Here is an 18,937-nt window from a genome sequence, read left to right as displayed (position 1 = left end):
GGTGGCGTCGGCCCCATGACAATCGCATGCCTGCTGGCCAACACCCTGACCGCCGCATGCCGCGCAAACAAACTCCCAGAACCAGAAGGCCTGACTGTGTGACCCATAGCGGACAGTCGTGCATGTAGATTTTCAGGGCCGGGGTACTCCCCGGCCTAAAATTTGTTAATATGTAAACTAAGTGTGAGATTACGGGCATTGAATGTGCCTGTATTGGTGATAAACTTTCTATTCCAGCCGGTTACGTTGTAATATGGCAAGTCCCCAGTAGTATTGGCTGGACCCGGAGAGTTGTTGTCGAGTGTTTATGTTCACGAAACTGCGCCCAGTTTTCGCCGAAATAGTAGGGTACCGGTTGATTGCCGGGCTGGTTTTCCTTCTGCTATTGTCCTTCGTATTCCAACCATTTCAGGCCATCGAAGTAACCTTTCCTTGGCGCTTGGCCTTCTGGATCGGGGTGATGGCGCTGGCGCTAGGAGTGACCTGCGTCGCAAGAAGATTGTTGCGTAGGTTGTTCGCTGAGACCGAGTTTTCTGGGCGCGACCTTGTGCTGATATCTTTGGTTTTCGTCCTTTTCGTTCCAAGCCTTTGGTTGATGGTCTGGTTGCTGTTTTCGGCCAACGGACTGCCGTGCCCGGATATGTTATCCGTAACATCTTATGGCGCCTTGCTGTCGGTGGGCTTGATCCTGGTACGGCGTGAGGCATCGAAACCTCAATCCGAATATGCTGAAATTCCGCTGCCGCGCATGTACAAGCGGTTGCCGGGATCCTTTCAGGGTCGGGTCTATCGCCTGACGGTCCAAGACCACTATGTGGATGTGGTGACTTCTGAGGGCACGTTTACGATCCGGTCGCGTTTTACCGACGCCATAGAGGAAATGGAACCTTTACCGGGCCATTGCACGCACCGATCGCATTGGGTTGTCGATGACGCCATTGCTGGGGTCGAACGTAAGGGTGGCAAGACCATGTTGCGCCTGAAGAACGAAGAGCTTGTTCCGGTCAGCAGGAAATACCGTCCGTTCCTAGAGGAAGATGGTCTGATCTGAGCCGCCCTATCTGGGCATTGGGATCATTTGCGGGATTTTCCCTGTCAGGATCGCCATTGCCTGATCGCTCATCAAGGCGTCCAGAACGTGATCCGAGCTAAAGAGCCCACCAGTATAAGTCCCATAGGCAGGCAGGATCAGACGCGCCTGATCCATCAGGAAGGCGGGGCGGGTGATGGAACGACCGCGAACCCGCACGCGCGCCTTGGGGTGGTAATGTCCCGAAACCTCAGCCTTGCCCTTGGGTTGCGCAATATGACGAAAGACCAGAGGGTCAACCGCATATTCGGCCAAATGGCTTCCGCCCAGATCTACCGGGCCGGGGTCATGGTTTCCTTCGATCCAGACCCAGCGGCGACCGGCCTGCATCGCCGTAATCTGCAGCCTGTCGGGCACACTCAAGGCGTTTAGGGCATCAAGATCATCAAAACTATCCCCAAGGCAAATAACGATGTCAGGCTGCGTGTGCTCGATATCTGCGGCCAATCGGGCCAGGGTGTCCTGGCTGTCATAGGGGGGTAATGTCGTGCCGCCCCGGCGCGCCAAACGCTCGGATTTACCCAGATGCAGATCGGACACGCAAAGCACGCTTTTGTCGGGCCACCAAAGGGCACCAGACCCAAGCGCGAGCAGATTTTGCCCGGCTAAACAGATCGAAACTTCGTTCATGTTACGTTCTTTGCGACGTTCCGCTATCGCGTGCAAGAGGTTTTAGCAGGATTTCAGCCCAGCCTCTTGCAATAGGCGCGCGCTTTCTTCCGCCAGCAAGCGTTCTTCAGCAGCACCTTTGACGGGTACCTTGCCAACCTCAAGAAACAGTGGTGCAGCCAGAGGTGAAACCCGATCCAATCGCATCAGATCTATACGTCCCCCGATCCGCTCGATCAGTGCCTCGATCCGCCCGAAATCGACGAGACCGCGCATGGCCTCTTCTCGGGTGATTTGCATTAACAGGTGATCGGGATCGTATTTCAGCAAAGTATCGTAGAGGATATCTGAGGAAAACGTGGCCTGCCGACCACTTTTGCGCTGACCGGCCATGTTCCGTTCGATCAGCCCTGCAATCGTGGCCGAGGCACGAAAGGTGCGCTTCATTACGGCATTGCCCGCCAGCCAGGTTTCCAAGCCGTTGCGCAGCTCGTCGGGCTGAAATAGCGGACGCGGGTCTATCACCGCGTCCAACCCCCAGATCAGGGTTGCATAGTCGGTGGCAACAAAGCCCAGCGGTGCAAGGTCCGTTTCTTCCATCCGTTTGGTCAGCAACAGCCCCAGCGTCTGCTGGGCGTTGCGACCCGCAAAACCATAGACACACAGGTTTTCGCGCCCATCGTTGGGGAAACTTTCGATCAGTAACCTGTCACGCTGAGGCAGGCGCGAGATATCGCGCTGCAACACCAGCCAATCTGCGGTATGCGCGGGTAACTGGGGCCAATCGGGCTGTGCAAACAGCCGCAGGATACGGTCGCTCAGCTGCGTCGAGGTCGCAAATTTGGTGCCTGAAAACGTTGCGATCTTGGGCTTCTTATCCGCTCGGCGGCTGACTTCGACCGTCATCTCGCGCAATCCCTCATAGCGCACGATCTGGCCGCCGATCAGAAAGGTATCTCCGTGGGTCAGCGAGGCAGCAAAGGCTTCTTCGACCTCTCCCAGAGGCTTGCCCCCTCGATTGCGTTTCAGGCGGACTTTCAACGTATCTGTGTCCTGAATCGTGCCAAGGTTCATGCGGATACGCTGCGCAGCACGGGGGTCACGCAGCTGCCATTGCCCATCTGGCCGTAGCTGCAGCCTTTGCCACCGATCATAGGCGCGCAGGGCATAGCCCCCGGTTGCACAAAAGTCCAAACAGGCGTCGAACTCTGCTCGGGTCAACTCGGCATAGGGGCCCGCTGCGGTCATTTGCCGGAACAGGTCATCGGCCAAGAATGGCCCGGATGCTGCGGCAATCAGGATATGTTGACACAACACATCGCGTGGACCTGCGCCGCGGGGATCACCGTCCAGATCATGAGCTTTTACAGCCTCAAGTGCCGCTATGCATTCCACAACTTCGAAGCGGTTTGCGGGCACTAACAATGCTTTGGAGGGGGCGTTGTATCTGTGATTTGCGCGCCCGATGCGCTGAACCAGCCTTTTGACGTTTTTGGGCGCCCCGATCTGAATGACCAGGTCGACATCGCCCCAATCAATACCAAGATCCAGACTGCCTGTGCAGACGATTGCGCGCAGCTCACCGCGAACCATTGCGGCCTCGACACGTTCGCGTTGCTGCCTGTCCAGACTGCCGTGATGAATGCCAATCGGCAGCCCGTCTTCGTTGGCAAGCCAGAGGTTGTGAAAGAAAATCTCGGCCTGTGCGCGGGTGTTGTGAAAGATAAGCGTCGTCTTATGCTTCCGGATCTGGTCCAGAACGGCAGGGATGGAATAGGCCGCGCCACCGCCCGACCACGGAGGCATTTCCGGCGTTTCCAACATTTGGATATCGGGGTCAGGCCCAGGATCGGCCTCAACGATCCGGCAGGGATCAGGGTGACGTGCCAGAAATCGGGCAATCGCATTGGGGTCTTCGACCGTTGCAGACAGGCCCACCCTGCGCAGGTCCGGGCAGAGCCCCTGCAGACGGGCCAGCGCCAGCATCAGCTGGTCGCCACGCTTGCTCTCGGCCAGGGCGTGGATTTCATCGACAACCACCCGTTGCACGCCCTGAAACATCCGCCCGGCGTCTTCGTAAGAGGTCAGCAGGGCCAGGCTTTCAGGTGTGGTCAAAAGGATCTGCGGTGGGTCAACCCGCTGACGCTTTTTCTGTGTGGCTGAAGTATCTCCGGTGCGGTCCTCAATCCGGACGGCCAGGCCCATTTCCTCGGCTGGGCCACGCAGGTTTCGCCGGATATCTGCCGCCAGCGCCTTGAGAGGGGAGACGTAGATTGTATGCAGGCCATCATGGTTTCGCTCTGCCAGATCGGCCAGCGTGGGCAGAAATCCGGCCATTGTCTTGCCCCCGCCGGTGGGGGCGATCAGCAACGTCGCCGGTTCAAGGGCCCGGTCGTACATGTCCTGCTGATGCGGGTGGATGGACCAACCTTTGTCTTCAAACCAGTCAGTAATCCGGGCGGGAATCTGCGTCATAAAGGCAGATTACCCGGCCCGTCAGCGAAATGGCATTAGGTTATTTGACGATTTTCTCATCTTTGACGAACATGTTGGCCCAAGCGCGTTCAATCAGATCGGGGCTCATCTGATAGGGGATGCCCTCGAATTCGCAGATCGAGATCATCTGATCAATCAGGAATATCGGCTGATAGTTCGCATAGATGTTGTCGATGGTCGGGTATTTGACCTTTAGCAGATGGACCAATGCGGCCTCGTCCAGAGGCATCCCGCGTTTGCGGGCCACCATGGCGAAGATTTTCAGGAAGTTCTCTTGGTTCGGACCGTCAATCTTGATCTTGAAGAAGATCCGGCGCAAAGCGGCTTGGTCAAAGATCTCGTTGGGGTGAAAGTTGGTCGAAAAGATGACCAGCGTGTCAAAGGGCACTTCGAATTTTTCACCCGATTGCAGGCCAAGGATATCCTTGTTCTCTTCCAGTGGAACAATCCAGCGGTTGATCAGGGCCTGAGGTGGTTCCTGCTGACGGCCAAGGTCGTCAACGATAAAGATGCCGCCTGTCGATTTCAGCTGCAGCGGGGCCTGATAGGTCCGCGCCGTAGGGTTATAAACCAGATCGAGCATGCTGAGTGACAGTTCACCGCCAGTCACAACAGTTGGTCTTTCACATTGGACATAGCGCGAATCAAACCGCTTGCGGCGGCGCAAGCTATTGGGGTCATCTGCTTCTTGTTCGATGGCTGTGTGTACAATCGGGTCATACACCGTGATCACCTGACCAGCGTATTCGATGGCATATGGGACATAGACATTATCGCCCAACGCATCCCGAATACCGTTCGAGATAGAGGATTTACCATTACCTGGAGGTCCATACATCAGGATTGATCGGCCTGCACTGACCGCGGGTCCAAGGTGGTCCAGCAGGCTGTCAGGCAGAACCAGATGTCCCATTGCCCCGGTCAACTGGTCGCGGGAAACCTGGATATTCCGGATCGACTGGCGTTTTACCTGCTCGCGGTACACATCCAACGGGACGGGCATGGCGCCGAAATATTCGGACTGGCTCAGCGCATCCAATGCACGCGCTTTGCCCGCATCGGTCAGTTGATACCCCATCTCATTGCCGCTGTTGGCGTTCAAAGTACCGGTTGCTTCCAGCAGCTTTTGTTCGCGGGCAAGGTCGATCAATTCCTGTGTGACAGAACCCGGCAAGCAGATCGCTTGGGCAACTTCGGAAACTGTATCTACGGTTTTACGAAAGATAGTTTTCAGCAGGATATCCCGCATCATAACAATAGGAAGCTGCATATCGCCCAACCCCTTTGGGGTAGGGGGGGCCATTACCGAGGTTGTCTGCATATTCATGAGCGTTGCCCGTCTAATTCAGTATTCACGCCAATAGCCCTGAAAAGGGCCCTTTGACGAAAATTTGGCCGGGCTTTGTGTCAGTTCCAAGGCGGGGACAAGGCGGACTGATGATAGTTTACGAGCCGTAAACAGTTCCAAGTATCAGGTAGATGGCCAGGGTTGCACCAAGCGCGAAACCCATTGGAAATTGTTTGTCCCGACGCCAGCTTTCCCAATCTGGGGCAATAGCTCTGAGGGCGGTATGTTTGGCCAATCGATGCGTGACAAAGGCCGCCAAGGTGGTCGACATCAGGATCAACAATACCAATGTGAAATCGCCCATCCAAACAAAGGCTGAGGCCGCGGCTATGAATTTTGCGTCTCCGGCTCCCATAATGCCGGCTGCGTTGAGCAGAATGCCGATGACCAGCATTACAACTATATGTAACAGCTGCCACAAATAGGGTGGGAGGGACACAGAAAACGGGCCGGTAATCCAACCATCCGACCAGGGCGGCAGGACAAACAAACCGATGACCGCAAATACCGAAGCCAGTGCTACTACGGCGTGATTCTTGATGAGCATGTCACGCAGGTCGGTGAAGGCCACGTAATAGCAGATCGGCAGTACGAACGGCAAAAACCAGGCCGCAGCACCCGCTGGAATATGCATGTATCAGGCTTCCTCAAGCGCGCGCAGGGATCGAACGGCTTCGTCGTAATGTTGCGGATGGGTGGCGATCGCTTCGCGGAACAGGTTCTTGGCCGTCGCCACATCACCGCGTTTCACCGCCGAGATGGCCATTGTGTTCAACAACATCGCGCGTTCGACCTGAGACATGGGAACGACAGGCATGCTGTAATTGCCCTGTGCAGCCCGGGCGAGGACCAGATTGTTCTTTGCCGTGAATAGAGAGTTATCCTGTCGAATGGCCTCGGTGAATAACCGTTCGGCTTCGTCGTACTGGCCGCGCGTCAGCTTGGAATATCCCCAGTTGTTCATCACACCACCGGGGCGGGTCGTCAGACCCACGGCGGTTTCATAGAAATGATCCGCGCGTTTCCAGTTTTTTTGTGAATCCGCGACGACGGCTTCCAGGCGGTAGCGTTTGAAAGATTCAAAAGTCGGCGGGATCGAATCCAATGTCGATTTGGCCTGTGACCAGTTCCCGGAACGTACCAGAGAATCTGCGTATTCGACCTTGTCTACATTGGTCGCACCGCTCATCGTGGTGACTTTTTTCCAGGCGGCGGTTGCCTCGGTCGTCCGTTTAGCGCGCGCCAGTGAAATCGCCAGCCCACGTTGCAGGTCTATACGACCCGGGTTCTTGGCGGCGGCTCCCTGGAAATAGGTAACGGCTTCGTTCGGATCGGCGGCCGACAGAAGAACGTCGTTCAGGTTGGTTTCGTCAATGACGTTCACCTCCTGAAATGTACGCTCGACCTTTTCTTCCTCGGACTCTTTTTCACAGGCTGAGAGGATCAGCCCGCAGATTGCGATAGACGGAATCAAGAATTGTTGGCGCATTTTTGCGTCCCTTACTGCTCTTGCCTATGTTACGGGAGCTTGCGCAGCATGAATTGCCCGTCGCCTTGCTGCTCCAGTGTGTATTCTTGTTCTTGAGGGGTATTATTATCAGTATTTTCCATTTTTGCGAGAGCTAACCGCAGATTGTCCCGGATTGCGTCACTTTCGCCATTATCGAGAGCATAGGCCCGGCGAAAGACCTGAGCGGCCTCGGGGTATTCACCGATTTCCATCAGCAACACACCCAGATTGTTCCAGGCGACAGACCATTCGGGGTCATCTTCAACCGCACGGCGCAACAGTGTTTCCGCCTGTCCAAGCCTCCGAAGGCCCAGATTTGCCGTCCCCATCGAGGTCAGGATCTGCGTTGTCATTCCCTGATTGAGCGCTGCGCGGATAAAGGCATCCAACGCAAGCTCGTATTCACCCGAAGCCATCAGCCGGTTGCCAACTGCGATCTGATCCTCGGCCGGGGCTTTACGATCAATGCCAGGTGCATCCAGATCCCCGGAGGACCCCGTTTCCGTGCAAGAAGCCACCGTGGCAAGAACCACGGTGGCCTGTAACACGCGGCGTATCCCCGTTTGGATGCACCTGGGTTTCAATTTCATAGGCTATTAGCCTCCGCCGAATTCAGCGATGCCTTTGGCCGAGGGTCCAACCAGAATGACCAGCAACGGTGGCACCGTCAGCATCATAGTGGCGAGTGTCATTTTGGTTGGCAACTTGTTAGCGGCCTCTTCGGCGCGCATCACGCGCTTATCTCGCATCTCGCCAGCGTAAACCCGCAAAGCTTCGGCGATGGATGTACCGAATGTTGCCGATTGGATCATCACCGTCACAAATGAGTTAACATCCTGAACGCCACAGCGCGTACCAAAATCGCGAAGAACCGTATCCTTGTCCTTACCGGCCTTCAATTCGTGGGCGACGACTTCGAATTCAAGCGAAATCTCAGGGTAGGAAGCTTTCATTTCGCGTGCGACGCGAACGATGGCCTGGTCCAGCGACTGGCCAGCCTCGACACAGACCAGCATCAGGTCAAGAGTATCGGGAAAGCCTGCGGTGATCGCTTCTTGCCGTTCTGCGACCCTTCGGGTGATCCAATAGCGTGGCAGAAAATACCCGGCGGCCGACGGGACAAGAACTCGTATTATCATCTGCTGCGCGGTAAATTCCTGACCGTCGGAAAGGACAGTGACCAGCAAAACACCAATCACAATTCCGATGATGCCCAAGGAAAATTGAGCGAAGTGGAAGAACCGAACTGCGTCCTTTGATTGATACCCCGCCTGCCGCAGTTTCAGCTGCATGGCAGACAGTTCTTCCTTATTCTGTGGCTCAAGGAAGTTGGCAAACTTCTCAAGCTGCTCGTTTCGCCCGCTGGTTCTGAGCTTGTCCTTTTTGACCTTCTTATCCTGTCGAGGGGCTGCATTAGAACGCTGCAGTTTCTTCAGGGGATCTTCTGGCTGGCTCAGGATCAAGGGGACTGTGATCAAGATCATGAACAGTCCAAGTACACCAACCACGATCAGTGGACCGAAGGGGCCAAGGAGCTCGGTTAGAAAGTCATTTATTTGGGTCAGGATTTCCATGGTGGTGTCCTCAGACCTTGATGTCGGTTAGAATGCGCATGACGATCAGGTTCAGTGTCAGCATGATGCCGACAAAGAAACAGGCAGGAATGAACCATGGGTGATCCATAACTTCGTCATAGTACCCGGGGTCGTTCACCAAAATGAATCCCAGGCAGAACAGTGGAAATCCAGATAGGAATTTTCCTGACCATTTTGCCTCGGCTGTGATAGCGTTGACGCGCCGGAAAAGTCGAAAACGGGCCCGGATCACCTTGGCCAGACCGGCCAGAATTTCGGCCAGGTTACCACCGGATTGCTGTTGGATGCCGACGGCCACTGCCAAAAACCGTAGATCCTGCATATCCAGTCGTTGTGCCAGATCTTTGAGAGATTCACCGACGTCACGGCCATAGGCACATTCATCAGCGATAACTCCGAATTCAGTGGCGAGTGGATCCTGGACTTCATTTGCGACGATTTGAATGGTGGACACAAAAGGGTTCCCGACGCGAAGCGACCGAACCATCAATTCCACAGCATCTGGCAACTGTTCTTCCAGCATTGCCATACGCTTTTTGGCCTTGTTGTTTACCCACGCATAGACACCACCAACACCGATTGCGACCGAAATTGCGGCCCGCATTATGGTTTCCGTTCCCGTTGCAATGCTGAGCCCCATGAAGGCAAAGCCTGTCACCAACACCATAATCAGGATCAACTGACGGGGTGTGAAGGCGATGGCGGCCTTCTGAGCCTTGTCCGCCAATAGGGAATAGAGCGGAATACTCTGGGACTTCATATGCTGCTGCATTTCCTTGCGCAGCTGTTCCAGAACTTGTTCGCGCCCGACGCCTTTATCCAGCATGTCCAGACGGCGGTTCACGCGGCTGTTCAGACTGATGGATTTTCCGAAGGCAACCAGATAGATTCCTTCCACCAACGCAAGTACGCCTACGAAGATCGCGACGTAGATCAGTGCCTCCATAGGCAGTTGCATTTCAAGATCTCCTACATAGTCGTTGGTTCGTAAATCGAAGGGGGCAGATCATAGCCCCACAGACGGAAGCGTTCGGAGTAGTGGCTGCGAACGCCTGTCGCGGTAAAATGGCCAATGATCTTGTTGTCGGGCGTTAATCCAACGCGTTGAAAACGAAAGATTTCCTGCATGGAAATCACATCGCCTTCCATACCAGTGATTTCGGTGATCGAAGTCATACGCCGCGAGCCGTCCTGCAGGCGGCTTGCCTGAACGATCAGGTTCACAGCACTGGAGATCTGGCTACGGACGGCCTTGATCGGCATTTCGATCCCGGCCATCGCGATCATGTTTTCAAGGCGCGAAATCCCGTCTCGGGCCGAGTTCGCGTGGATCGTTGTCATCGAGCCATCATGGCCAGTGTTCATGGCCTGTAGCATGTCGATAACTTCCGAGCCCCGTGTCTCACCCACGATGATACGGTCGGGACGCATACGAAGGGCGTTTTTCAGACAGTCGCGGGGGCTGACTTCACCCTTGCCTTCGACGTTAGGCGGGCGGCTTTCCATCCGGCCAACATGAGACTGTTGCAGCTGGAGTTCCGCTGTATCCTCGATGGTCAGAATACGCTCGGCGTCGTCGATAAAGCTGGACAATGCGTTTAGCGTGGTTGTTTTACCGGAACCGGTACCGCCCGAAACGATCACATTCAGGCGTGTAGATACAGCAGCCTGCAGATAGGCGGCCATTTCTTCGGTGAAGGCACCAAAATTCACCAGGTCATCAATGGCCAGCTTATCTTTTTTGAACTTACGAATGGATACCAGCGAGCCGTCAACGGCAATCGGTGGCACCATGGCGTTGAAACGCGAGCCATCCGCCAGACGGGCGTCCACATAGGGGTTGGATTCGTCAACACGGCGGCCCACGGCGGATACGATCTTGTCGATGATCCGCATCAGGTGCTTTTCGTCTTTAAAGGTAACGTCGCTAATTTCTAGCTTACCGAACCGTTCAACAAAAATTTGCTGCGGGCCGTTGACCAGAATATCGCTGACAGAGTCGTCCTGAAGCAAGGTCTCGAGAGGGCCAAGACCGGTTACTTCGTCATACAGTTCCTTGTTCAGCTGTTGCCGGTCGTCGCGGTTTAGAACGATGTTGCGGGATTCCAGAACCTCACTGGCAATCGCACTGATTTCCGAGCGCAGCTCGGATTCTCCAGCTTTCTCAAGGGCCGCAAGGTTCAGGTTTTCAAGAAGCTCGCGGTGGAGTTCGATCTTGATTTCGCCCAGACGCTCTTTGCGCTTGCGTTCCTTGTCCGCCCCTACAACCTCGACCGCCTTTTTGGGGGTGGGTCGCCGGGCAACAGCAGTAGAGGTTGATGCTTGCTCCGCTGCAGGTGCAGGTGTGGCCTCGGGCGATTTAGCCGGTGCCTGGACCGGTTGTGCTTCGGGTTTTTTATATCTTGAAAACACGGCGGCTCTCCCTGTGGGATTGTGTTATGCGGCTTCGGCGCTACTGCTGCCCAGGCTGTGCAGCGACTTCGCAAGCTTTGCGATTTCCTTGCGCAGTGGGTTCTTGGCCGCAGCGTTGGCCAATGGCAGACCGTGATCACCGCTTTGCATCACGGGTTTGCCGCCATCCGGCAGTTGAAGATCAATAGAGATACCCAGGCTTTCACCCATGCGCTTGACCCGGCCCTTACCATTCAGATCGGTAAATTTCGGGGCGCGATTGAGAGCGAAACGCAACTTATTGAAGGGTAGTTCCTCGGCCTGTAAAGCGCGCTTGAGGCGCAATGCGTTCTGAGCCGATCGCATGTCCAGTTCTATCAGGGCAAAGTAAACATGGGCGGCCTGCAGTACAGTTTCCGACCAGTGAACCAATGTCGTTGGCATGTCGACGATCACATAATCGAAGTGCTTTCGCGCCTTTTCGATCACCCGTTCGATATCTTCTTGCGTAATCAGATCCAAAGGCACCATATCCGAAGGCGCAGTTAGCACCTGCAGCTTGTCCTCATAGGACTGAAGCGCCTGGTTGAAGACGTCATCATCCATTGCCGCCGTATCAGACAGCATCTCGAATACAGTTTCTCGACGGGGAAGATCCAGATAGGTCGAAACCGTTCCGTATTGCAGGTCCAGGTCAATCAAACAAACCGAAGGGGCCTCTTTGTCAGAGACCGTTGCCAGTTCCCAAGCTAGGTTGACGGCCATAGTCGTCGACCCGACCCCACCGGCAAGTCCCTGAATCACAAACAAAGCACCCTCTTTAGAGTCGCCAGCTGCACGTGCGGCATCTGATCCGGGGGCAACGGCGACGGGTTCGGGTTTGTTCATCCGGTCGATTGCTTCTTGCAATTCACCTTCTGGAAGAGGGTAGGGGACGAATTCGTCCGCGCCCTTGCGCAGCAACTGATGCAGCGAAGCCGGGGTCACGTCCTCGGCGATCAGAACTATTTTGATATTTTTGTCTTTTGCCTGTGTGATGATTTCACCCATCAGTGACAGGTTGTCTTCATCCTCGCCATCAATGGCCAACGCGACAAATTGCAGTGAATTCGCCTCGGGTTGGTTGAAAAATGTCAGGGCTTCGGCAAAGCCGAGATCGCCCCAACGCTCACCCAAAGCGCCTTCCATATCTTCTATAAGCAGATCGAAATTCTGGACATCACGACTGATCGTGCAGGCCAGAATTGCGGTCTCTTCGTTTTGCGGCGTGGCGCTTGTCATTAACACAATCCTCGTCGAAGGGTAGGCGAACCATCCTGGCCCAGAGGACAGGATTGGCTTGCTGTCACCCTATTGCGGCCATTTTCGGACGCAGGTCACCCAATTGTTGAAAATGTGGCTTGGAACTTAGGCAAGAATTAGGCGCAAAAGAACCAATTGTAGGGAATTGGGCGACGATGCCGCCCAATCACAGTTTATTGTTCGCTTGTATCGCCAATAGCGGTTTCGCGGCGCAGCTGGGATTCATAAACCGCGCTTTCCACGTACTCACGATTGACGATAGCGGCGTATTTGCCATCGAGTAGCTGGGGTGCACGATCAACGAAGCCTGATACTTCGGTCACGGTGCGCCTGTTGCGACGGTCTCGATCCGGCGTAGCCACGAGAGGTCGAGACTTACCGAATGAAACAACCGCCTCCAACCGCGAGCGAGAGATACCCTGCTGCGTAAGGAACGCAACAGCCGCATTCGCGCGCCGCTGGCCCAGGCTTTGGTTATATGCCGTTGATCCAACAGCATCCGTATGGCCATAGACCCGGAACCGTGCCTCGGGGAACTGTTTGATCCAGTTCGCCTGACGCAAGAGTACTCGCCGAGCTGTTTCGTCCAGTTGAGCGCTGTTGAAATCAAAGTTGATCTGGGTCGGCACTTCGGCTGCGAACCGTTGGCCCAGGATCTGGGCATATGTCAGTTCGCCATTCATTACTTGAATGTTGTTCAGTGTCGCATTCCCGAACGCGCCTTGATCGGCTTCGTATCCGGCCTCACGCGTACATGCGGCGACAGCGACCGAAAGACCCAGTGTGATGATCCACTTCTGCATTGGTCCTATCCTCCTAATCAATCCAGGACGTAGCCGTACGAGCTACCGAAGTCCTGATTCGCGACTTCCGAAGCTGCACCGGCACCTAGACGTTCAGTCCGACCGACTTTGCCATTGACGAACAGATCAAATTCGCTGGGCGGTTTGACCCGATCCGTAGGCAGAGCCAGTGCCTCGCCACGAGTCGGCGACACAAGGTGGGCTGTGATGATGATCACCAGTTCACTTTGCTGACGCTGATATTCCGCGCTGCGGAAGAGGGCGCCAAGAACCGGGACGTCACCCAACCAAGGAATCTGGCTGTTCAGGTCGGTGAAATCATCCTGGATCAAGCCAGCGATCGCAAAGCTTTCACCATCGCGCAGCTCAACCGTTGTGCTGGTCTGGCGTGTGATGAAAGATGGAACATTATCACCTTGAATGGTGAAGTTCGACGAACCATCGATAGCTGACACGGCAGCAGCCATTTCAAGGTTGATCAGATCACCATCCACAACGCGGGGGATAAAGTCGATTTCAACACCGAAGGCTTTGTATTCAATCGCAATTACGCCGTCGTCCTGCGGTACCGGAATAGGAACTTCACCACCTGCAAGGAACGTCGCTTCCTGACCCGAAAGTGCGGATAGGTTAGGCTCTGCAAGGCTGCGCGCCAGTCCTTTGGACTCGAGTGCCTCCAGCAGCAGACGAACCTGTGTGGAGCCTGCGCCAAAGCCGAACAGAATAGCGCCGGTATTCGTCTGTACCGCCGGAATGTTGTTGTTCAGGGCATTTGCCAAAGCACCAGCATTGTTCAGCGTGTTGATACCGCCAGTCACATCACTGCCGCCGAATCCAAGCGATGCAGTCAGGCTTTTAGCCACCGACCGATTCATCTCGGCAAAGCGCACTTTCAGCATGACCTGCTGAACGCCGCCAACCGACATCAGGTTCGATACGCGCTCCGGTGCATAGCGCTCTGCCAGCTCCAATGCCCGCGCCAACTTGGCAGCGCTAGAAATTGTGCCAGAAAGAACGATACCGTCATTGGCGGTGCGAACTTCGATAGGCTCGGTCGGCAAAATCTGGCGCAGACGTTCTTTAAACTCGGTAACATCCGGTGCCACACGGACCCGAACATTAGCAAGTAGATTACCTGCACCGTCGAACAATGTCAGGGTCGTCAGGCCAGGAGCCTTACCCAAAACATAGATAGTACGATCCGAAAGCGACGAAATATCAGCGATGCCTGCATTGGCGATGCTGAGTTCGGCAAACGGTTGCTCACTTTCTACAACTATTGCGCGGTTCATTGGCACATCAAGCGTTTCCGCTGTACCCTTCTTTACCACGCGAAGTGTTTCAGCCCAGGCAGCATTGCCGACTGGGCCAACTACGAGCGCCAAGCCCAATAGGGCTGCGCTTATCCAGGAACTTCTTTTCATGTGACCTGCCTCTCCGATCACGCCTCGTTTTTTGCGGCTACTGCCTTATGTCTGATAACACTGCGCGAATTGAGAATTTATTGCAATAATCAATGGTTTCTGGAATTTTCCTTATGTGGACAATGCGCAACATGCGAACAAATTAGGGCCGCGCAATTCGCGCGGCCCCGGTCATGTAACGCACTGATTTTCTGTTAATTTGTGCAGGGTGTTACTATTCCCGTATCGACGATCTCGGCACCGCGGCGCGTCTTGACCGTACAGACCTCTTCCGCGATTTTGGGTGCCACGGGGACGACATCTTTAATGCCCAGAAGTTTTCTTTGGTCAACTTCGACCGCGCTTGCGATTGTGTCGTCTTGCACGCCAACCAGCGCCAAAGACAGGCGGCCGGTGTTCTGAGCCTGAGCCAGTGCCGCGATTTGTTCCGGAGTAGCAGCGACCGTAACGGTGCGCGCGATCGTGGCTCCGGTCAGATCGGACCCGGCGCTCTGGTCAACAGCGATCAACTCAATGCTGGTTTGAATCAGGCGGGTGATTTCACCGCGCGACCCATCGATTCCGCCACCATACGAACCGGTCCAATAAACATCGATACTGTCCCCAGGGCGAAGGAAGCCGGATACGCCCGAGGCAACGTCCACGCTGATTGCAAATGCGCGCTTACCTTTCGCGATTCGTGATGTCAGACCCGCTGCCTCGCCTGGTTTGGTTACTTTGACCTCCATCAGGGCTTCGTCTTTTTCCATGGTCCTCAGAACGAAGCGGTCGCCACTGGCGTCCTCTGGAAACAGGACGGCCATTTCAAGGAAGCTTCCTTCGGGAATTGCATCCTCAGGCCATTTCACGATCCGCACATCTTCAGCGGCCAGACGCTCACCATATTTAAGAGCACGGTTCGAAACCAGAACGTCCACCGTCGGGACGGACTTAACATTTGCCAATGCTTCCTGAGCCGCCAAACGTTCTCTGGCCAATTCCGCCTGATACTGAGAAATATAGTCCCGCGCCATATAAACAGCTCCTCCTGCCAGAGCCACCCCAACAATCAGGACAAGTCCAAATACTGCACGCATGCGCGTTCCCTCATTTATTTGTATGCGATGTCAGTCGTCATAGGGAATACGACTTCAACTGACTATTGGTTACAGGAGAATTGTGTCGAAAAGGGGGACAATGAAGTATTTTTTTGACGCCCGTGTCCTTAGTGCCAGATTGATCAATCTGATTCCGATGCCTGTTCCTGATTCGCAGAATAGACCTCTATACCGCGAAGTGCGTTACCCGTCTCGGTATCGACGTGTTGTACCCCGCCCGTCAAATTGAATACGGTGACAAGTCCAAGGCCGACCAGCGCAGCAGTAAGCACCACCCAATCAACGGTGATTGCGCCATGTTCCCCGGATAAGAATTTTGAAATACCCTTCATCGCAGGACCTCGTCTTTTTTCTATAAAAAAGGGGGCCGCGATCTGACGAGCGCAGCCCCCTTCAAAATTCTATCTAAATAATTACGGGGTTGTTGGGCCCGCGTTAGGTGCAGTAACAACAACACCCGTCAGGGCGGTGTCAATGTCGCCAGCCAGATCGTCGACACCGTCGCTAACCTGTGTCCAAGCAACGGCGGCCAGGCCAACAACAGCTGCGGTCAGAACGACCCAGTCTACTGTTACGGCGCCGTCTTCGTCAGTGGTGAAGTTCTTGATGAACTTGATCATGTTACGTCCCTCCTAAAGGATCTAATAAGTCTAATGAACCTCGGCGTCTTCCAGAGCTTCGTCTCTCAGTCCGCTCCCGATCGTCTCGGTATGGCATTATGTTTGCCTGTTGGGCGTGGCAGGAATTGGGCCAAACCCCAAATTTTTGTGCCTCAGCTTAACTTTTTGGTAGCTTTCCGATTAACTAATTGAAATTAAAGAAATAAAAATAATCCCTTCGTACGAGTACCGATAAAACCCGATGCAAAATGGCGCCAAATGAGGCGAAATTGCCCCAATTCACATTGTTTTTCTGGCCTTACAGACAGATTCGGGGTTCAAATTGACGCAAAAGAGAACGTGAGGCAGGCAAATGAATCTCCGGAACGCAATAACTTGCGCCGGCTTGGCGCTGGCAGTGGTGTCGGCACCTGTGTCTGTCCCCGCCAACGAAGTCGAACCGCGTGGCGTATATAAACGGATCAAAGCACCTAAACCCGGCCAACGTCCGCGCATTACCGTTCAGATATCGCCTACAGAACATGCCTCAGCACCTTCGGCGCCCAGCACAGGGGCTGAGATCGTAGTTCCTGAGATTATCGCGAGGACACGTGTTACGCCTCCGGGGCTTCCGGGAATTACGCCGCAAAACAAACCCGTCGGGTCATATAAAGCGTTCTGGGACAAGATCTCGCCCGGGATAGATGAGGCCAGTTCGGGTCGTTTGCAGGATTCGATAAATGCGCTTGCCGCCATAAACGTAGCCTCGCCCCGATTGCAGACGCTTCAGAATATTGCTCAGCGGCAGGGGATCGACATTTTACGCTCGACCGTAGGGACAAATGTGTCGCCTGCGTTGGTGCTGGCCGTCATCTCGGTTGAATCTGCAGGCCGGGAAAAGGCGGAAAGTTCGGCCGGAGCGCAGGGGCTGATGCAGCTTATGCCCGCGACCGCGAAACGATTTGGGGTCGAGGACAGCCTTCACCCGGGGCAGAACATCTCGGGCGGAGTGAAATACCTGAACTGGCTGATGGAAGAGTTTGGAAACGACCCGATCCTGGTCCTGGCCGGATATAATGCGGGCGAGGGTGCGGTTCGCAAACATGGTGGTGTACCGCCTTATGCGGAAACACGGGACTATGTGCCCAAGGTTCTCGCGGCTTTTCAGGTGGCGCGAGCGCTGTGTTCGACACCGCCCGAGTTGATTTCTGACGGGTGCGTGTTTCAGGCTCTTAATTGACCAAGGCCCACACTGAAGTGGGCCTTGCCATTAGGTGAATTGATCAGTCGACAATCGTCGCCTGTGTCGCGGCGCGCATCTCATCTTCGCTGACACCATCTGCGAGCTCTACGATCTTCAGGCCGCCATCGACCACATCCAGAACTCCAAAATTGGTGATGATGCGATCCACAACACCCTTGCCCGTCAGCGGCAGGGTGCACTCTTTCAGCACTTTCGATTCACCGTGTTTGTTGGTGTGATCCATAACCACGATCACACGTCCGACACCTGCAACCAAATCCATCGCGCCGCCCATGCCTTTGACCAGCTTGCCGGGAATCATCCAGTTGGCCAGATCGCCTTTTTCATCCACTTCCATAGCACCCAGGATTGCCGCAGCGATTTTGCCGCCCCGGATCATGGCGAAAGACGTAGCGCTGTCGAAATAAGCAGTCCGAGACAGTTCGGTGATCGTCTGCTTGCCTGCGTTGATCAGGTCCGGGTCTTCGTCGCCCTCGAAAGGAAAGGGACCCATACCAAGCATTCCGTTTTCGGATTGCAGGGTGATATCCTTGTCGCCAACATAATTTGCCACCAGCGTCGGGATACCGATGCCGAGGTTTACATACATGCCGTCTTCGAGCTCTTGCGCTGCGCGGGCGGCCATCTGATTGCGGTCCCAGGGCATTATGCGTCCTCCTTCTTGCGGGTGGTGCGCTGTTCGATGCGCTTTTCGTGATTGCCCTGAATGATGCGATGCACGTAAATTCCAGGTAGGTGGATCATGTCAGGGTCCAGAGAGCCACGGGGCACGATCTCTTCAACTTCGACCACACAGATCTTGCCGCAAGTGGCGGCGGGCACGTTGAAGTTTCGGGCGGTTTTGCGGAACACCAGATTGCCGGTGTCGTCGGCTTTCCACGCCTTGATAATCGCCAGATCTGCAAAAATACCTTCTTCGAGAATATAGGTCTCGTCGTTGAAGTCTTTGTGTTCTTTCCCATCGGCAATAACAGTGCCTACGCCCGTTTTTGTGTAGAAACCCGGGATCCCGGCACCACCTGCGCGCATCCGTTCGGCCAGGGTGCCTTGAGGGTTGAATTCCAGTTCAAGCTCACCGCTGAGGTACTGACGCATGAATTCGGCGTTTTCGCCCACATATGAACTGATCATCTTTTTGACCTGCTTCGTTTGCAGCAGGATACCGATACCGAAATCGTCCACGCCCGCATTGTTCGAGGCAAAGGTCAGGTCTTTGGCACCCGAGGTCTTGATTGCCTCAAGCAGAAGCTCGGGAATCCCGCACAGGCCAAACCCGCCAGCGGCGATCAACATGCCATCCGAAAGCACGCCATCGAGCGCTTCGTTGGCATTGGCATAGATTTTCTTCATGGAAAACTCCCCCAATGAGATGGTGTTGGGCAGGTTGTGCCGTCACGTCACGGGGAAGT

General features: G+C 54.9%; 19 protein-coding genes and 1 pseudogene. 3 read left to right on the top strand and 17 right to left on the bottom strand.

The window, feature by feature from the left end:
• Positions 1-102, top strand: a pseudogene (locus AC2FIZ_RS14370) (bifunctional methylenetetrahydrofolate dehydrogenase/methenyltetrahydrofolate cyclohydrolase); the annotation flags it as partial.
• A gap of 205 nt (positions 103-307) precedes the next feature.
• Positions 308-1,051 carry a LytTR family DNA-binding domain-containing protein gene (locus tag AC2FIZ_RS14365; RefSeq protein ID WP_281973281.1) on the top strand — a complete coding sequence of 248 codons (744 nt, stop codon included), beginning with the start codon at positions 308-310 and terminating at the stop codon, positions 1,049-1,051.
• Positions 1,052-1,057: 6 nt separating this feature from the next.
• On the opposite strand, the gene pdeM is transcribed toward AC2FIZ_RS14365, so the two are convergent.
• The 15 genes from pdeM to AC2FIZ_RS14290 form a co-directional block, all read right to left on the bottom strand.
• On the bottom strand, positions 1,058-1,720 hold the full coding sequence (gene pdeM, locus AC2FIZ_RS14360; RefSeq protein ID WP_142638200.1) for a ligase-associated DNA damage response endonuclease PdeM: 663 nt from the start codon (positions 1,718-1,720) through the stop codon (positions 1,058-1,060).
• Between the two features lie 42 nt (positions 1,721-1,762).
• On the bottom strand, positions 1,763-4,174 hold the full coding sequence (locus AC2FIZ_RS14355) for a ligase-associated DNA damage response DEXH box helicase (RefSeq protein ID WP_496791227.1): 2,412 nt from the start codon (positions 4,172-4,174) through the stop codon (positions 1,763-1,765).
• Between the two features lie 40 nt (positions 4,175-4,214).
• The gene (locus AC2FIZ_RS14350; protein WP_142637954.1) at positions 4,215-5,522 is read right to left on the bottom strand and encodes a DUF8689 domain-containing protein; all 1,308 of its coding nucleotides are present in this window, start codon (positions 5,520-5,522) and stop codon (positions 4,215-4,217) included.
• A gap of 118 nt (positions 5,523-5,640) precedes the next feature.
• Complete coding sequence (locus AC2FIZ_RS14345) at positions 5,641-6,177, bottom strand: prepilin peptidase (RefSeq protein WP_142637956.1); 537 nt, start codon at positions 6,175-6,177, stop codon at positions 5,641-5,643.
• A 3-nt stretch (positions 6,178-6,180) separates the two neighbouring features.
• Positions 6,181-7,032, bottom strand: a complete 852-nt coding sequence (locus AC2FIZ_RS14340; RefSeq protein WP_142637958.1) for a tetratricopeptide repeat protein — start codon at positions 7,030-7,032, stop codon at positions 6,181-6,183.
• Between the two features lie 29 nt (positions 7,033-7,061).
• A complete protein-coding gene (locus AC2FIZ_RS14335; RefSeq protein ID WP_185956705.1) occupies positions 7,062-7,643 on the bottom strand; it encodes a tetratricopeptide repeat protein in 582 nt (193 codons plus the stop codon).
• 6 nt (positions 7,644-7,649) lie between these two features.
• Positions 7,650-8,627, bottom strand: coding sequence for a type II secretion system F family protein (locus AC2FIZ_RS14330; protein WP_142637960.1), 978 nt, complete (start codon positions 8,625-8,627; stop codon positions 7,650-7,652).
• A gap of 10 nt (positions 8,628-8,637) precedes the next feature.
• Positions 8,638-9,606, bottom strand: a complete 969-nt coding sequence (locus AC2FIZ_RS14325; protein ID WP_142637962.1) for a type II secretion system F family protein — start codon at positions 9,604-9,606, stop codon at positions 8,638-8,640.
• An 11-nt stretch (positions 9,607-9,617) separates the two neighbouring features.
• Positions 9,618-11,060, bottom strand: coding sequence for a TadA family conjugal transfer-associated ATPase (locus tag AC2FIZ_RS14320; RefSeq protein ID WP_281995756.1), 1,443 nt, complete (start codon positions 11,058-11,060; stop codon positions 9,618-9,620).
• A gap of 24 nt (positions 11,061-11,084) precedes the next feature.
• A complete protein-coding gene (locus tag AC2FIZ_RS14315) occupies positions 11,085-12,320 on the bottom strand; it encodes a CpaE/TadZ family protein (protein ID WP_281973278.1) in 1,236 nt (411 codons plus the stop codon).
• 194 nt (positions 12,321-12,514) lie between these two features.
• A complete protein-coding gene (locus AC2FIZ_RS14310; protein WP_142637968.1) occupies positions 12,515-13,144 on the bottom strand; it encodes an OmpA family protein in 630 nt (209 codons plus the stop codon).
• Between the two features lie 17 nt (positions 13,145-13,161).
• The gene (locus AC2FIZ_RS14305; protein WP_142637970.1) at positions 13,162-14,568 is read right to left on the bottom strand and encodes a type II and III secretion system protein family protein; all 1,407 of its coding nucleotides are present in this window, start codon (positions 14,566-14,568) and stop codon (positions 13,162-13,164) included.
• Between the two features lie 194 nt (positions 14,569-14,762).
• Positions 14,763-15,644: a Flp pilus assembly protein CpaB gene (gene cpaB, locus AC2FIZ_RS14300; RefSeq protein ID WP_142637972.1), complete on the bottom strand. Its 882-nt coding sequence runs from the start codon at positions 15,642-15,644 to the stop codon at positions 14,763-14,765.
• Positions 15,645-15,787: 143 nt separating this feature from the next.
• Positions 15,788-15,997: a hypothetical protein gene (locus tag AC2FIZ_RS14295; protein ID WP_142637974.1), complete on the bottom strand. Its 210-nt coding sequence runs from the start codon at positions 15,995-15,997 to the stop codon at positions 15,788-15,790.
• Between the two features lie 81 nt (positions 15,998-16,078).
• Entirely contained in the window at positions 16,079-16,285 is a 207-nt protein-coding gene (locus AC2FIZ_RS14290; RefSeq protein ID WP_142637976.1) for a hypothetical protein, read from the bottom strand.
• A 352-nt stretch (positions 16,286-16,637) separates the two neighbouring features.
• On the opposite strand from AC2FIZ_RS14290, the gene AC2FIZ_RS14285 reads away from it, so the two are divergent.
• Positions 16,638-17,504, top strand: coding sequence for a lytic transglycosylase domain-containing protein (locus AC2FIZ_RS14285; RefSeq protein WP_496703308.1), 867 nt, complete (start codon positions 16,638-16,640; stop codon positions 17,502-17,504).
• A 43-nt stretch (positions 17,505-17,547) separates the two neighbouring features.
• Here the strand turns inward: AC2FIZ_RS14285 and AC2FIZ_RS14280 are convergent, their stop codons facing one another.
• Together AC2FIZ_RS14280 and AC2FIZ_RS14275 are read right to left on the bottom strand one after the other, a co-directional pair.
• On the bottom strand, positions 17,548-18,174 hold the full coding sequence (locus AC2FIZ_RS14280; RefSeq protein WP_142637980.1) for a 3-oxoacid CoA-transferase subunit B: 627 nt from the start codon (positions 18,172-18,174) through the stop codon (positions 17,548-17,550).
• Positions 18,174-18,878: a CoA transferase subunit A gene (locus AC2FIZ_RS14275; protein WP_281973275.1), complete on the bottom strand. Its 705-nt coding sequence runs from the start codon at positions 18,876-18,878 to the stop codon at positions 18,174-18,176. The genes AC2FIZ_RS14280 and AC2FIZ_RS14275 overlap by 1 nt, the downstream gene beginning before the upstream one ends.
• Positions 18,879-18,937: the final 59 nt, after the last annotated feature.

The sequence above is a fragment of the Ruegeria sp. CDSB022 genome, from assembly GCF_059611145.1.
Note: the sequence above shows the minus strand (reverse complement) of the source record. Positions and strands in the feature narration are given on the sequence as shown.